We start from the raw sequence: 15,981 nt of genomic DNA, 5'->3' as shown, positions 1-15,981 counted from the left end.
TGTGCCGCGCAGAAAGACTTTCAGCTTTCACCCTCACCCGAACGAGTGCGGAGCAAAATACAAGGAAAACTCAGAGTGGCCAAACCAAAAGAAGAGTCATCAACGGCACCTGCAAACCTGTCCCAGGATCCACATCGGGTTCGCGAAGGGTCGGAAAAAGTTCTGGAAGTCGCGATCGGGCGCGAAGTTCGAGCCTTTCGCAGACAGCAGGGGATTACCGTTGCGGAATTGGCCAATCTGACTGGGCTGTCGATTGGAATGCTTTCCAAGATCGAAAACGGAAACACATCGCCGTCTCTGACAACCTTGCAGCTTTTGGCCAATGCGCTGAGCGTGCCAATAACGTCCTTTTTTCGTCGTTTTGAAGAGCAACGGGACGCGGTACACACAAAAGAAGGCGCTGGTGTCGAGATGGAACGCGCGGGTACGCGTGCCGGGCATCAATACAACCTCCTGGGTCATCTTGGAGCCAATGCGAGTGGTGTTGTGGTCGAACCCTATCTGATCACCCTGTCTGAAACATCCGACGTCTTTCCAACCTTTCAACACGAAGGGATTGAGATGCTTTACATGTTGGAGGGCGAGGTGAATTATCGTCATGGAGATCAGGTGTTTGCCCTTAAGCCTGGGGATACACTGTTCTTTGACGCTGATGCTCCGCACGGACCCGAAGTGCTCGTTGAACTGCCGGCCCGGTATCTGTCGATCATCTCATACCCACAGTCCAATTGACGAAGCGACAGGCCCGGAGGGCTCCCGTCCGTCGTTAGCCCCCATTCGGGGGCGTCCTCCCGTTGGGCCGTGCATCGCCGTGTGGGTGCACGGCGATGCACGGCGCTGACACGGCCCCCAGCCCGTTAAACGGGCAGGGGGCTTGGCCCAACGCTGCATTGTCGTAGGGCGTCGCCATCAGACAGCGCAAGGGCGGGAGATTTCCGGTGATCTTGATGGGTGACAAACCAAAACTGCCGATGCGGGGGAGCACATCGGCAGTCAAAGGGCACTCGAAAACGGGGAGGCGTTGCCGAATGCCTGAGTTGAACCGGATCAATCGTCCGGGAAAATACCGTCCGAGGTCGGAGCCCCATCATCGTATTGCGACAGCCATTCGACCATAAGAGGGCGATTGTCGATGAACCCTTTGTAGGTTGCCAGTTCCTCAGGCAAATCGCGGATGACACGGTGCAGGCGGCGGCCCCATTTGGGTACGCTGACCAGATCATTGAAGCTGCCCAGATACGCCCGGATCGGAAAGCAGATCGCGTTCGACCTTGGCAGGCGGAACAAAGTTTGCAGCTCAACCCGCAGGTGCTGTTTTTCACCGATGTTGTCCATGGTCAGCCCGGTCTTCATCGTCCCCCATTTATGATAGTTCTCGGGGCTGGTATCGAGCAGCGGATTCACGGTCATCGTCCAGTTCAGGCGGCGCACCGGCGCGCCCTGCTGTAGGTTCAGCAGGAATTTCAACGCACGCACAAAAATGCCCATTTCATTGGCCTTGGGCACGGGCGCATGCCATTCAAAGAAGTTCATGCCGATGTCGAAATCCAGGGACCAATCCGCCTGGGTGGTGACCATTCCGGCGTCCATCCACAGGTTGTCATCGCGTTGATCCAGAAGGGCAAAATCGCCTTGGGTTTGACGGGTGATATATTCCATCGGCCCATAGGGCAGGGTGCTTTCATCGAGGAAAGTGAAGGTGTCATCAATGCCCAGCGGCTTGTTGATCCAACGCCAGCGATCTCCGTCCTTGTGCAATTCGAACAAGTCCGGATAGTCGCGGGCTTTGGCCTCCATGATATATTCGACCAGATCCCAGCCTGCCAACGTCATATGCGGCAGCGATTGGCACCTCAGCGGGTCATCCGCCAGAACCTGGGCCCGGTCGCGCATCTCGGCGACATAGTGTTCATCGACGTCAAAGGCGAACTCGAAAGGTGAGCCCGGACGGGTTGATAGATGTGGTTCCAGATTCACCGAATACATGTAGCTGTCTTCGTGAAACGGAAAGGGGAAGCGTTGGATCGCTTTGGGTGAATTTCGAAACGTGAAATCGTCGCGAAAGGTTTCGTCGTTGAATTGGATCGTCATTGCGTCATCTCTCCCTTACCGGTCCAGAACCAGTGTCTTGCCCTCGAACCGCGACACGCAGGGCATGATAAGCTTGCCGCCTTCGCGTTGTTCGTCTGTCAGCCAATGGTCATAGTGGACCAGCTTGCCATCACATTCGACAACCGTGGTTTCGCACTGGCCGCATGCGCCACCACGACACAGATAGGGCGCATCCACATCGTTGGCTTCCAAAGCTTCGAGCAGTGACTGGTGTTCGCCGACCTGAATGATCTTGTTGGACTGGGCCAACTTCACTTCAAACGGTTTGCCGGAAGCAGGTGCAAGGAATTCTTCGGAATGAACGGCTTCTCGGGGCCAGCCCAGTTCTTCGGCAGTCTTGTGAACCCATTCGATCATGCCCTTGGGGCCACAAACATAGATATGGGTGCCCAATGGCTGCCCATCCAGCAAGGTTTCCAGATCTATGCGCTCGTTCTGATCATCGTGATAGATGTGTACCTTGTTGGCGTATTGTTCGCTCAACTCCTCGGCATAGGTGCCCAGCGATGCGGTGCGGACCGAGTAGTGCAGCTCGAACAAGCCATTGGTATGCGACAGCTGGGCCATTTGGGCGACAAAAGGTGTGATGCCGATGCCACCAGCCAGCATCAGGTGTTTTTTGGCGCGCAGATCCAGCGAAAACAGGTTCACCGGGTTGGAAATCACCATCTCCATGCCTTCACGGACATTGTTGTGCATGAATAGCGATCCACCGCGGCCTTCGTCGTCGCGGCGGACCGAGACCATATAGGCCCCGCGATCGGCCGGATCGGACATCAGCGAGTATGGGTTCAGGCGCGTCGTGCTTCCGTCTTGCATCTCGACAACCGTGTGTGCACCGCCAGAGAAGGTGGGCAGTTCACCGCCGCCGGTGCGGACAAATTTGAACCGGGTCACAAGGTCGTTGATCGGTTTGACTTCGGCTACGGTGACATTGATTTTGGCTGTTCCTGCGCTCATTTGAACACCTCCACTTGCGGGGGGACGTTGCCGGGGTCTTCGGCGTCGATGCAGACACCCTGGAATGCGGCCAGGCGACGGGAATAGTGATCACGCACGAACAGATTCAGGCCGCAGTGCGAACACACGAACGGGTCGGTGGTCACGTCTTCGGTGATGCCTTTGCAGTGCACACATTGCATGCGGCGTGCGGTTGATCCGCGGTGTTCTGTCTGAATGGCTGTGTGCGGAATACCCGCAGCGATGGCGGCAGCCATGGCTTGGCCCATCACACCTTCGGTGCCGGTCAGATAGACCTGAAGGCCCATGTGCGCCTTGGCAAAAGTATCGGTGATGCGCTGTTTTGCGGCTTCATAAGATGGGCCAACATACATTTGCGCGGGGGTCAGGGCCTTGAGCTCACCGGTGTATCTTTCACCGGTGTCCTTGGGGATATAGATAATGTGCGTTTTGGCCCAGAGATCGGCGGGGGCATCCTTGGCCAGGTCAAGAATGGCCTCGGCACCGGTCGCATCGGCGATCATCAAATGGTGTTTGCCCGGACGCACCTCAAGCTCGCCGTAAACCGGGCGGCTGTTGATCGAGGGGGGAAATACGGTTTTCGACATGTGGGTCTGTTCCTACGGTCGGATTGACGAAAGCGAGCGCCCCCCGGATGGGGACGCTCGGGATCCGGGTCAGCCCTTTGCGGTACGGACGGCTTTGTCCTTGTCGTAGAAGGGCATCTCTTCGGCTGTTGCTGCAATCTCGGTGCCATCACCGTTACGGACGGTCAGCGCTGTGCCGGGCGAGGCGCAAGCAACCGGCATGCGTGCAATGCCGACGTTGTGGCTGTTCACCTCGGAGTACATTCCATAAGTGACCACGCCGACCTTTTCGCCGTTCTGCAGCAGGTCCGCGCCTTCGTCGGCGGGTGTGGTTCCCTCCAGCATCACGCCGTAGATCTTGAACCGTTCGTTGCCTTGGGCTGCGTAGTGGTTTTCGGCACCGATAAATCCGGTTTTGCCGGGGGAGACGGTGAATTCCAGACCCAGTTCCCACAGCGTATCACCACAGGTTTCGCCGTCAAACGGATAGGTTTCCGAATTGTCGCCCGGATAGAACAACAGATAGCTTTCGGTGCGCAGCAGATCGAGGGTCGAAAACTGAACCGGCACGATGCCCATGTCTGCGCCATCCGACAGGATGTTGTCCCACAGGTGAACGGCGTCTTTGGATTGGCAGAAAATCTCATATCCGCGTTCGCCGGTATAGCCGGTGCGCGAGATCATCACGGGGCAGCCGAACAATTTGGTCTGCATGATGCCGAAATAGGTCAGATCCCGAATGCCGGGGATATGTTTTGCCAGGAAATCAACGGCAACCGGACCCTGTAGCGACATGTCATGCATGTTGTCGTCAAAGATCACCGCACAGTTTTTTGAGGCGGCTACGGTGCTCAGCTGTTCCATGCCGGTGCCAGTGCCGTGCACGACCATCCAACTGTTGACCGAGAGGCGGTAGATAATACAGTCATCGACGAATTTGCCCTGATCATTCAGGATCGAGGCATAGGTCGAGCGTCCAGGCATGATCTTTTCGACATTGCGGGTGGTGACACGGTCGATGACCTGGGCGGCATGTTCGCCAACAACGTGAACTTTTTTCAGGCCAGAGACATCCATCAGCCCGGCTTTGGTCCGGATCGCTTCATAATCGGCTTTGGCGCGTTCCGGCGTGTGATCATAGAACCAGGCGGTTCCCATCCCATTCCAGTCCTCAAGCTCGGCGCCGATTTCCCTGTGACGCTGTGCCAGCGCCGAAGTCCGCCAGATGATGGCCATTTTGTTATCTCCCTGTTCGCGTGGTACCAGAATCCACGTTTGGTTCATTTTGGTCTAGGCCAGTTAGCCCTTTGAGCCCTGTGATTGTCAATAATTATTCCCATCAGGAAAAAGAATTTCTCTTAAGGGTCTGGTTGCGCGGTAACTTGCAGGGGTGTTTTGGACCAGTTTGGACCAGATGTTTCCTGCAAGGGGACTTTAGACCAGTTTGAACCAGATGTTTCCTGTTGGGGTGTCTTCATGCTTGGCCCAGGTCAAAGCCACGGAAACACCAGGATCCTCACCGAACAGCGTCTTTAGGGGCTGGAGATGTCGGTTCGCTGTCGATGCGCAGAAGGTGCCCCGATTCGGTTTTTCCCAGGGTTGCTACAGAATCAGGCATCGCGATCGGGGCGTTATTTGGGTGCCAAGAAATTCCTGAAAGTGAACTTTTTTTCACATGATTGTTGACACATTCAGCTTTCGTCGCGCAATGTTTCAAGAATATTTTTTCACCAAGAGGCAAAATGCCCATCAAACAGCCAACAGGGAGGGCTAAAAGTGGATGGTAATTTAAATGCGCTTACAACGATATTCACCGAGTTTTACTACTGGGTGACAGTTGTTTTCATGTTCCTGATTCACGTCGGGTTCTGCATGTACGAAGTCGGCGCGAGCCGTCATCGTAATCATATGCACACATTGATGAAAAACATCATGATCATTCCGTTGGTCACGGTGACTTTTTTCTTCTTTGGGTGGTGGATCTACTGGGCGTTTCCGGATTTCCCGTTCTTTGGCGGCTTGAACCAGGATTTGGCACCGGCGAATCTGCCGTGGTCGGAAACCATGGGCACCAACCTGGCTGATCGAATCACCGGTGTGTTCTGGGCTGCATTCCTTCTGTTCTCCTGGACTGCGGCGTCAATCGTGTCCGGGGCAGTGATTGAACGGATCCGGTCTTCGGCGCTGTGGGTCCACGCAGTTTTGATCGGCTCGGTGTTCTGGATCATTGATGCGGCATGGGGCTGGCACTATGCGGGTTGGATGGTGCGTGAACTGGGTTACCACGATGCCTATGCATCCGGTGTTATCCATGCGATTGCCGGTGGTTATGCATTGGGTGTGATCATGGTGCTGGGTCCACGGATCGGCAAATTTGCCCCCGACGGCACGCCGCGTGATATTCCGCCTCATAATCCGTGGATGCTGACGATCGGTATCTTTCTGATCTATTCGGGCTTCTGGGGCTTCTATGCGGCCTGTAACGTGCCTTTGATTTCACCCGAAGTAATCGGTGGCGAAATCGTTGGAACCACGTGGACTGCAACCAATATCTATTTGGCTCCTACATCGCTGTCGGCGATCACCTTCAACTTCCTCATGTCGCTGTCCGGCGGTCTGATGGCGGCCTATGTGGTGTCCAAGGGCGACGCGTTCTGGACGTTCTCGGGTGGTCTCGCGGGTATCATCACCGCATCTGCGGGCAACGATCTGTATCATCCGATCCAGGCCATGCTGGTTGGCGCTGTCGGTGTCGTCATCGTCTACAAGCTGCACTATTGGGTCGAGCGCAAGTTCAAGCTGGATGATGCTGTGGGCGCAGTTGCGGTACACGGGTACTCTGGTGTGGTTGGTCTGATCATCGCGGGTTTCCTGCTCTGGGGCGTTCCGAGTTCGCCGTTTGAAGGGTACGCGGCGATCAACCCGATCGGTCAGACTGTTGGTGCCTTTATCATGTTCTTTGTCCTGGGGTGGTTGCCTGCCTTCATCGTGTCCAAGATGCAGGCCGCAGCTGGCGTGTTGCGGATCCCCGAAGAGGTGGAGTTGCAAGGTCTCGATTACGCTGAGCACCACGCTTACGAAGACGCAAAAGCCGAAATCATTGCCGCCGACAAGGCCGCTCTGGCCGGTCAATAAAATCACAGCAAGTTAAGGAGAATCAAAATGTCTACGATTGGTTACGAAAGCTGGGCTGTGGATCTGGCGGATGTCGGCCCCGTCTATCCCTTCCAGGGAAGCGAAGTGCTGATGGTGATCTTAGGGGTGGCCTTCTGGATTGGGTGGCACCGCATCCAATTTGTCCGAGAGGGCAAGCACCTGGAAGAGGCTAAACATATGGGTGACGAAGAGAAAATCCATAAGATACTTGAGAAATACTAAGATTTCTCCACTGGACGGGCGCATTAAACGATGCGCCCGTTTTTCCTTCTAAGGAAAATAAGTTTCATAACAGTTGATAGTGTCGCGCCGACCTGTTAGCGTTGATTCGAGATGAAAACTAGGGAGGCACACCCATGTGCGGGATTGTCGGTCTTTTTCTAAAAGACAAAACTCTTGAGCCAAAGCTGGGCGAAATGCTCACCGAAATGCTCATCACTATGACGGATCGTGGACCTGACAGTGCAGGCATTGCGATCTATGGTGCAGACGGCGACAACAGCTCTAAGCTGACTGTTCAGTCTGACAACGCAGATGCAGATTTTGCGACCTTGGCCGATGATCTGAGCGATGCGATTGGCACGCCTGTCGGTCTCCGTCGCAACGACACGCATGCCATCCTGGATATGCCGCACGACAAGCTGGAAGAGGCGCGCGCCGCTCTGGCGAATTTGCGCGACGGTCTGCGCATCATGTCCGCCGGTGACGTGATCGAGATCTACAAGGAAGTTGGTCTGCCCAAAGACGTGGCCGCCCGATTTAATGTGTCTGCAATGGGCGGTACCCACGGTATCGGTCATACCCGCATGGCGACAGAGTCCGCCGTGACAACCGAGGGTGCGCACCCGTTCTCGACGGGCACAGACCAGTGCCTGGTGCACAACGGATCGCTCTCCAACCACAATTCGTGGCGCCGCAAGCTGAAGCGTGAAGGGGTTCGGATCGAATCCATGAACGATACCGAAGTGGGTGCCGCCTATCTGACCTGGAAGATGCAAAATGGTGCGTCTCTGGGCGAAGCCCTGGAAAGCTCGATCGACGATCTCGACGGCTTCTTCAACTTTGTTGTGGGTACCAAAGACGGCTTTGGCGTGGTCCGTGACCCGATCGCCTGCAAGCCGGCGGTCATGGCGGAAACCGACCAGTATGTGGCCTTCGGTTCCGAATACCGCGCACTGGTGAACCTGCCGGGCATCGAAGACGCCAAGGTCTGGGAGCCCGAACCCGCAACCGTTTACTTCTGGAACCACTAAGATGCAGACATACAATCTTGAAGCAGATGGCCTGCGCGGTCTGAATTCGACCCTGCACGCTCAGAATGAAAACGTCACTGACGAAAACTGGGACATCATCAACCCCAAGGGCAGCCATGCGATTGCCTGTGGTTTGAATGCCCCGATCAACGTGACCGTCAATGGATCGACCGGCTATTACTGTGCCGGCATGAACCAGCAGGCGACGGTACATGTCAAAGGGTCTGTTGGACCGGGTGTCGCGGAAAACATGATGTCCGGTATGGTCATCGTCGAAGGTGATGCCAGCCAATATGCCGGTGCAACCGCGCATGGTGGCCTACTGGTCATCAAAGGCAACGCCAGTTCGCGTTGCGGGATTTCCATGAAGGGTGTCGACATTGTCGTACACGGCAACATCGGTCACATGTGTGCCTTTATGGGGCAATCCGGAAACCTGGTTGTTCTGGGTGATGCGGGTGATGCGCTGGGTGACTCCTGTTACGAAGCGCGCTTCTTTGTGCGGGGTTCGGTCAAGAGCCTGGGTGCGGACTGCATCGAAAAAGAGATGCGTCCCGAACATATCGAGATCCTCAAGGATTTGCTGGCCCGCGCCGGTGCCGACGCAAAACCCGAAGAGTTCAAGCGCTACGGGTCTGCCCGTCAGCTCTACAACTTTGATGTCGACAACGCGCAAGCCTATTAAGGACAAGGACCACAGTTATGGATAACAACAGCATCCCACGCACGGTTCCGATCCAATCGAGCACGTTCTCGAACCCGATCAACGCGGAAATCCGCCGTGCCGCCGCAACTGGCATCTACGACATTCGTGGTGGCGGCGCTAAACGTCGCGTGCCGCACTTTGACGACCTTCTGTTTCTTGGCGCATCCGTTTCGCGCTACCCTCTCGAAGGGTATCGCGAAAAATGCGACACCAGCGTGACTTTGGGGACCCGGTTTGCCAAAAAGCCGATCCAACTGGACATCCCGATCACCATTGCAGGCATGAGCTTTGGTGCATTGTCCGGTCCAGCCAAAGAAGCCTTGGGCCGTGGTGCATCCGCAGCGGGCACATCGACCACCACCGGTGACGGAGGCATGACCCCCGAAGAGCGCGGCCACTCCACCCAGTTGGTGTATCAGTACCTGCCCAGCCGTTATGGGATGAACCCGGACGACCTGCGCAAAGCCGACGCTATCGAAGTCGTGGTCGGCCAAGGTGCCAAACCCGGCGGTGGCGGTATGTTGCTGGGTCAGAAAATCTCTGACCGGGTTGCAGAAATGCGCACCCTTCCAAAAGGTATCGACCAGCGGTCGGCCTGTCGTCACCCCGACTGGACAGGTCCGGATGATCTGGAAATCAAAATCCTGGAATTGCGTGAAATCACCAACTGGGAAGTGCCGATTTATGTCAAAGTCGGTGGCACCCGTCCCTATTATGACACTGCACTGGCCGTAAAAGCAGGCGCAGACGTTGTGGTTCTGGATGGCATGCAGGGCGGCACGGCCGCAACCCAGGATGTGTTCATCGAGCATGTGGGTTTGCCAACACTGGCATGTATCCGTCCCGCGGTGCAGGCATTGCAGGATCTGGGTGTGCACCGTGAAGTGCAGCTGGTTATTTCCGGCGGTATCCGTACAGGCGCTGACGTGGCCAAGGCGCTTGCCTTGGGTGCAGATGCGGTCTCGATCGGGACCGCGGCAATGGTTGCGATTGGTGACAACGACCCGAAATGGGAACAGGAATACCAGAAACTGGGTTCGACCACCGGTGCCTATGATGACTGGCACGAAGGTCTCGATCCTGCTGGGATCACCACCCAGACGCCGGAACTGTCGCAGCGTCTGGACCCGATTGATGCTGGACGCCGTTTGCGCAACTATCTCAAGGTGATGACGCTGGAAGCGCAGACCATTGCCCGCGCCTGTGGTCACAATCACCTGCACAACCTCGAACCCGAGGATCTGTGCGCGCTGACAATGGAAGCCGCTGCCATGGCCAAAGTTCCGCTTGCCGGCACTGATTGGTACCCGGGCAAAGCTGGTTTCTAAGTAAAATTTTGGCGCGGTCTCTTGGGGCCGCGCCTTTTCAACAGATGACGTTTAACAGGGAAAGGAAAGTGGACTCATGGCTTTAGATCTGGCTACTTTCGCAGAAGAAAAAGGCATCAAGTATTTCATGATCTCCTTCACCGATCTGTTCGGTGGACAGCGGGCCAAATTGGTTCCCGCCCGGGCGATCGCGGATATGCAGGAAGATGGCGCAGGATTTGCCGGGTTTGCGACCTGGCTGGACCTGACACCAGCGCACCCCGACATGTTGGCCGTGCCGGACCCGGATGCGGTGATCCAGCTGCCTTGGAACAAGGAAATCGCCTGGGTTCCCGGCAACTGCGTGATGGAAGACGAAGACGTTGCTCAGGCACCGCGCAACGTATTGCGCCGCTTGATCGCCGAAGCCGCTGAAGAAGGGCTGCACGTCAAAACCGGTATCGAGGCCGAATTCTTCCTGCTGACTCCGGATGGAGAGCAGATTTCGGACGAATTCGATACGGCGGAAAAACCCTGCTATGACCAGCAGGCGATGATGCGCCGCTTGGACGTCATCCGCGAAATCAGCGACTATATGCTGGAACTTGGCTGGGGTGCGTATCAGAACGACCACGAAGACGCCAATGGCCAGTGGGAAATGAACTGGGATTTCGACGACGCCCTGGCGACCGCCGACAAGCACAGCTTCTTCAAATTCATGGCGAAGTCGGTAGCCGAAAAGCACGGCTTCCGCGCAACCTTTATGCCGAAACCTGTCGAAGGTTTGACCGGCAACGGGTGTCACGCGCATATTTCGGTCTGGGATGCGCCGGGTTCGGATTCTAAGATCAATGTGTTTGCCGCTGAAAAGGGCGAAGGTCAGATTGCCGAACTGGGTCTGTCTGAACAGGGTGGACACTTCTTGGGTGGCATCATGAAACATGCCTCGGCTCTGGCAGCGATCACCAACCCCACCGTGAATTCCTACAAGCGGATCAACGCGCCGCGCACCATGTCTGGTGCCACCTGGGCTCCGAATACCGTGACCTGGACCGGCAACAACCGGACGCATATGGTTCGCGTGCCTGGTGCTGGTCGGTTCGAACTGCGCCTGCCCGATGGGGCGGTGAACCCTTATCTGCTGCAGGCGGTGATCATCGCTGCCGGACTGTCGGGTATCCGGTCCAAGGCCGATCCTGGCCCGCGCCGCGACATCGACATGTACGCAGAGGGTCACAAGATCACCGACGCACCCAAGCTGCCGCTGAACATGCTGGACGCTATGCGCTTTTATGACGAAGACGAAGAGCTGAAGTCGATGATGGGCGAAGAATTCTCCAATGCCTATCTCAAGATGAAGCAGCAGGAGTGGAATTCCTTTGTGAACCATTTCTCGCGTTGGGAGAAAGACAACACTCTGGATATCTGATCCCCTGATATCCTGTGTGTTTTGTGCCTGGCCGTTCCCCCCGGCCAGGCCTTTTTCATTTCAAGACAAACTTCCAATGGATGAGGCTGTCGCATTTGGGGCAACGGCTGTCGCACCAGCCGACCACATGGGGTTCCGGGCAGTTTCAGCATAATTTTTCGGTCATTTTTCAACTTGGATGTTGACTAACAGGAATGAAAATTAATTAATGGGAATATATTTTCGACAAGAGAGTCGGAAGAAATCCAGAGTTCAGCCCATCTCATCCCATGGATGGGTCCAAAGCAAAGCCCTGCAAAGGCAGGGGCCACCAGGGAGAGAGACATGAGCTATAAGAGCGACATTGAGATTGCGCGCGAGGCGCAGAAGAAGCCTATTCAGGAGATTGGTTTAAAGATCGGGATTGGGCATGAGGATTTGTTGCCTTATGGTCATGACAAGGCGAAGGTATCGCAGTCTTTCATCAACTCTGTTCAGGGCAATGATGATGGCAAGCTGATCCTGGTGACGGCGATCAACCCGACGCCTGCGGGCGAGGGCAAGACCACGACGACAGTTGGTCTGGGTGATGGTCTGAACAAGATCGGCAAGAACGCGATGATCTGTATTCGCGAGGCGTCCCTGGGTCCGAACTTTGGCATGAAGGGTGGTGCCGCAGGCGGTGGTTACGCTCAGGTTGTGCCGATGGAGGAGATGAACCTCCACTTTACCGGTGACTTCCACGCGATCACCTCGGCGCATTCTCTGCTGTCGGCGATGATCGACAACCACATCTATTGGGGCAACGAATGCGATATCGACACCCGTCGCGTCGCATGGCGTCGTGTTGTCGACATGAACGACCGCGCCCTGCGGGTGATCACCGCGTCTTTGGGCGGCGTGTCCAACGGGTTCCCGCGCGAAGCCGGTTTTGACATCACTGTTGCGTCCGAAGTCATGGCGATCCTGTGCCTGGCCAACGACCTGAAAGACCTGGAAAAGCGTCTGGGCGACATCATCGTTGCCTATCGTCGTGACAAGACCCCGGTTTACTGCCGCGACATCAAGGCCGAAGGCGCGATGACCGTTCTGCTCAAGGACGCGATGCAGCCGAACCTGGTGCAGACCCTGGAAAACAACCCGGCGTTTGTACACGGCGGCCCGTTCGCCAACATCGCCCATGGCTGTAACTCGGTCATTGCCACCAAGACGGCGCTGAAAATCAGCGACTATGTGGTGACCGAAGCCGGTTTTGGTGCTGATCTGGGTGCTGAAAAGTTCATGAACATCAAATGCCGCAAGGCAGGCATCGCACCGTCCGCGGTTGTGCTGGTTGCCACCGTGCGCGCGATGAAGATGAACGGCGGCGTGGCCAAGGCCGATCTGGGCGCTGAAAACGTCGAGGCCGTGAACGCGGGCTGTGCCAACCTGGGCCGTCACATCGAGAACATCAAATCCTTTGGTGTGCCGGTTGTGGTTGCGATCAACCATTTTGTCACCGACACCGATGCCGAAGTTGCTGCGGTCAAAGCCTATGCCGAAACCCATGGTGTCGAGGCGGTTCTGTCGCGTCACTGGGAGCTGGGGTCCGAAGGGTCTGCTGATCTGGCGCGCAAAGTTGTTGAAATCGTTGATGCGGGTCAGGCCAATTTTGCCCCGATCTATCCCGATGAGATGTCTTTGTTCGACAAGATCGACACCATCGCCAAGCGGATCTACCGCGCGGACGAAGTGCTGGCCGACAACAAGATCCGCAACCAGCTGAAGGAATGGGAAGACGCAGGATACGGCAATCTGCCGGTCTGCATGGCGAAAACCCAATATTCCTTCTCGACGGATCCGAGCTTGCGCGGTGCGCCAGTGGGCCATTCGGTTCCGGTGCGCGAAGTGCGCCTGAGCGCGGGTGCGGGCTTTATCGTTGCGGTCTGTGGTGAGATCATGACGATGCCGGGTCTGCCGCGCAAACCGGCGTCCGAAAGCATCCGCTTGAACGACGACGGCCAGATCGAAGGCTTGTTCTAAGACGGAAATTGCGACATTCAGCGGCCCGGGGAAACCCGGGCCTTTCTGAGTTTTACCCTATGTTTGGGGGCGCAGTGCACATCGGATTGCGCCACCACAAAGACCGGCCCGTTCCCCTTCTGTTAAGACGAAGCAAATTCTGGGGCCGGGGCTATGACAACCATGACGACGATGACGACATCAAAACTGCCACAGGCCAGACCACCCCAGGAGTGTGCCGACATGGGTGCCTTGCGGGCGCAGATTGACCGGTTGGATGGCGATTTGATCGCGATGCTGGCGCTGCGGGCGGGCTATATTGACCGGGCGATTGCGCTCAAGTCCGACAATGGCTGGCCTGCGCGTATTCCGGATCGGGTCGAGGAAGTGGTCGCCAATGCCCGCGCCGCGGCAGAGACCAAAGGTCTGGACCCGGATCTGGTCGAAGATCTGTGGCGGCGGCTGGTGGAGTGGTCGATTGCCCGCGAAGCGCAGGTGATCCGGGAAGTCTGAAGGATACGAGATTAGGCGGATCTTTACCTGTCCGCTGCACAAAGGAAGAGAGAGCAATGGCTGCAAATATCATTGATGGGAAGGCCTTCGCGGCCACCGTACGGGAAAAAGTGGCGGGCCACGTGTCGCGCCTGAAGGAAGAACACGGGATCACGCCGGGCCTGGCGGTTGTGCTGGTGGGTGAAGATCCGGCCAGCCAGGTCTATGTGCGCTCGAAGGGCAAGATGACCGTCGAGGTCGGCATGAATTCGATCGAGCACAAGCTGGACGCGGACACATCAGAGGCGGATCTGCTGGCGTTGGTGGATCAGCTGAACAATGACCCGGCGATCCACGGCATCCTGGTGCAGCTGCCGCTGCCCAAGCATCTGAACGAAGACCTGGTGATCAATTCGATCAGCCCGGCCAAGGATGTGGACGGGTTCCACATCTCGAACGTGGGCCTGTTGGGCACCGGTCAGAAATCGATGGTGCCCTGCACGCCGCTGGGCTCGTTGATGATGCTGCGCGACTATCACGGCAGCCTGTCGGGCATGAACGCGGTTGTGATCGGGCGCTCGAACATCGTCGGCAAACCAATGGCGCAGCTGCTGCTGGGTGACAGCTGTACGGTGACCATCGCGCACAGCCGCACCAAGGATCTGCCGGACGTGGTGCGCGGTGCCGATATCGTGGTCGCCGCCGTGGGCCGTCCCGAAATGGTACAGGGCGACTGGATCAAGGAAGGTGCCACCGTGATCGACGTGGGCATCAACCGCATCCCGGCACCGGAAAAGGGTGCCAATGAAGACGGAAGCCCCAAGATGAAGCTGGTCGGCGACGTGGATTACGCCTCGGCAGCACAGCGCGCCGGTGCCATCACCCCGGTCCCCGGCGGCGTTGGCCCCATGACCATCGCCTGCCTGCTGGCCAACACCGTCACAGCCGCCTGCCGCGCCAACAACCTGCCCGAACCAGAAGGCCTCACAGCCTGATCCGCGGAAAACCAACAAACAAACCAACAAAGGCGGCCCACCTAAAGGGCCGCCTTTGTCCATTTCCCCCATCGGTTAAGCCCGTTCGGCCAGCTAGAATTACAACTTCAAACAGCAGATCCCATGCGGGGTCATAGACCCAGATAGGCGATCCCCGAAAATGTCACTGCGACACTGACCCATTGCGCTTTGGTCATGCTTTCGCGCAGCAAAGCCCAAGCCAGGATGACGGTTATCAGTCCAAAGAGCGAAGAGCTGACCGAGGAAAATTCGGGGTTGGGGAGATTCCCCGACATGAGCACCAGTCCCAAGGCGAGCGCATCAAGCAAGCCCATAGCGATCAAAACCGGCAGTGTTCGCAAAGTTGGCAGGAATGCGCTTCGGCGTGCCAGAACTGCGATTGCGATGGTCGCAACACCAGCCAGGCGTGTGGCAACCAGAACCGGCATTTCGGAACCGGCCTGGGTTGCCGCGTGACCCAGCGCAAAGGACGCTGAAAAACAGGTCGCCGCCAGAATGCTCCAGAGGATCGCGGCGGTGCTGGCTGTCCCTTCCTCTTCGTCTTTGGAAAGAATGGCGACACAGCCAACGCCTCCGACCACGACGAACACTGCCAGCCACTGATCCAAGGTGGATGTTTTGCCCTGCAGGCTGGCCAGTGCAACAGACAGGATGGGAAAAGACCCGATAATGGGGGCAACAAGTTTAACGGGCCCAATCGCAAAGGCCCGATATATCCCATACGAGCCACCGGCGAATACGGCACCAGACAGGCAGGACAGCCACAACGCCGGGCCGCTCGGCAATGACAGTTCACCGTGAAAGAATGCGGCAATAGAGACCAGAATCGCACCAGTCAGAAATACGGTTAAAATGGCGGATGGGATGCTGGTTCGTGGAGCGACCAAGCGAACGCAGAGGTCGTGAACCCCCCAGGCCAAGGCCGCGGCGAGCCCCAAGATCAACGCCTGCATGGGTGTACCTCCTCATATGCGGCACCTGGG

General features: G+C 56.9%; 15 protein-coding genes. 10 read left to right on the top strand and 5 right to left on the bottom strand.

Annotated elements, in window-relative coordinates; all coding sequences use genetic code 11:
- The first annotated feature begins 75 nt into the window (after window positions 1–75).
- Entirely contained in the window at window positions 76–732 is a 657-nt protein-coding gene (locus QEZ52_RS19140) for an XRE family transcriptional regulator (protein WP_406646175.1), read from the top strand.
- A 315-nt stretch (window positions 733–1,047) separates the two neighbouring features.
- Here QEZ52_RS19140 and QEZ52_RS19135 read toward each other — a convergent pair whose 3' ends face one another.
- The 4 genes from QEZ52_RS19135 to QEZ52_RS19120 form a co-directional block, all read right to left on the bottom strand.
- The gene (locus tag QEZ52_RS19135) at window positions 1,048–2,091 is read right to left on the bottom strand and encodes a DUF3445 domain-containing protein (protein WP_406646174.1); all 1,044 of its coding nucleotides are present in this window, start codon (window positions 2,089–2,091) and stop codon (window positions 1,048–1,050) included.
- Window positions 2,092–2,106: 15 nt separating this feature from the next.
- Window positions 2,107–3,072, bottom strand: a complete 966-nt coding sequence (locus QEZ52_RS19130; protein ID WP_406646173.1) for a PDR/VanB family oxidoreductase — start codon at window positions 3,070–3,072, stop codon at window positions 2,107–2,109.
- Window positions 3,069–3,680 carry a dimethylamine monooxygenase subunit DmmA family protein gene (locus tag QEZ52_RS19125; protein ID WP_406646172.1) on the bottom strand — a complete coding sequence of 204 codons (612 nt, stop codon included), beginning with the start codon at window positions 3,678–3,680 and terminating at the stop codon, window positions 3,069–3,071. The genes QEZ52_RS19130 and QEZ52_RS19125 overlap by 4 nt, the downstream gene beginning before the upstream one ends.
- Window positions 3,681–3,749: 69 nt before the next feature.
- Window positions 3,750–4,895, bottom strand: coding sequence for an aminomethyltransferase family protein (locus QEZ52_RS19120; RefSeq protein ID WP_406646171.1), 1,146 nt, complete (start codon window positions 4,893–4,895; stop codon window positions 3,750–3,752).
- A 540-nt stretch (window positions 4,896–5,435) separates the two neighbouring features.
- Here QEZ52_RS19120 and QEZ52_RS19115 point away from each other — a divergent pair.
- The 9 genes from QEZ52_RS19115 (at window position 5,436) to folD (ending at window position 14,977) form a co-directional block, all read left to right on the top strand.
- Window positions 5,436–6,794: an ammonium transporter gene (locus tag QEZ52_RS19115; protein ID WP_406646170.1), complete on the top strand. Its 1,359-nt coding sequence runs from the start codon at window positions 5,436–5,438 to the stop codon at window positions 6,792–6,794.
- Between the two features lie 27 nt (window positions 6,795–6,821).
- A complete protein-coding gene (locus QEZ52_RS19110) occupies window positions 6,822–7,037 on the top strand; it encodes a hypothetical protein (RefSeq protein ID WP_406646169.1) in 216 nt (71 codons plus the stop codon).
- 134 nt (window positions 7,038–7,171) lie between these two features.
- Entirely contained in the window at window positions 7,172–8,068 is an 897-nt protein-coding gene (locus QEZ52_RS19105; protein ID WP_406646168.1) for a glutamine amidotransferase family protein, read from the top strand.
- 1 nt (window position 8,069) lies between these two features.
- Window positions 8,070–8,753, top strand: coding sequence for a protein GlxC (locus tag QEZ52_RS19100; protein ID WP_406646167.1), 684 nt, complete (start codon window positions 8,070–8,072; stop codon window positions 8,751–8,753).
- 17 nt (window positions 8,754–8,770) lie between these two features.
- Window positions 8,771–10,102: an FMN-binding glutamate synthase family protein gene (locus QEZ52_RS19095; protein WP_406646166.1), complete on the top strand. Its 1,332-nt coding sequence runs from the start codon at window positions 8,771–8,773 to the stop codon at window positions 10,100–10,102.
- Window positions 10,103–10,178: 76 nt separating this feature from the next.
- The gene (gene glnT / locus QEZ52_RS19090; protein WP_406646165.1) at window positions 10,179–11,510 is read left to right on the top strand and encodes a type III glutamate--ammonia ligase; all 1,332 of its coding nucleotides are present in this window, start codon (window positions 10,179–10,181) and stop codon (window positions 11,508–11,510) included.
- A gap of 324 nt (window positions 11,511–11,834) precedes the next feature.
- Window positions 11,835–13,511: a formate--tetrahydrofolate ligase gene (locus tag QEZ52_RS19085; protein WP_406646164.1), complete on the top strand. Its 1,677-nt coding sequence runs from the start codon at window positions 11,835–11,837 to the stop codon at window positions 13,509–13,511.
- Window positions 13,512–13,664: 153 nt separating this feature from the next.
- Window positions 13,665–14,003, top strand: coding sequence for a chorismate mutase (locus QEZ52_RS19080; RefSeq protein WP_406646163.1), 339 nt, complete (start codon window positions 13,665–13,667; stop codon window positions 14,001–14,003).
- Window positions 14,004–14,059: 56 nt separating this feature from the next.
- Window positions 14,060–14,977: a bifunctional methylenetetrahydrofolate dehydrogenase/methenyltetrahydrofolate cyclohydrolase gene (gene folD / locus QEZ52_RS19075; protein ID WP_406646162.1), complete on the top strand. Its 918-nt coding sequence runs from the start codon at window positions 14,060–14,062 to the stop codon at window positions 14,975–14,977.
- 131 nt (window positions 14,978–15,108) lie between these two features.
- Here folD and QEZ52_RS19070 read toward each other — a convergent pair whose 3' ends face one another.
- Window positions 15,109–15,951, bottom strand: a complete 843-nt coding sequence (locus tag QEZ52_RS19070) for an EamA family transporter (RefSeq protein ID WP_406646161.1) — start codon at window positions 15,949–15,951, stop codon at window positions 15,109–15,111.
- Between the last annotated feature and the right edge of the window lie 30 nt (window positions 15,952–15,981).

This window comes from Aliisedimentitalea scapharcae (assembly GCF_045277565.1).
Classification (GTDB): Bacteria; Pseudomonadota; Alphaproteobacteria; order Rhodobacterales; family Rhodobacteraceae; genus Aliisedimentitalea; species Aliisedimentitalea scapharcae.
This window is presented reverse-complemented; position numbering and strand designations above follow the sequence as displayed.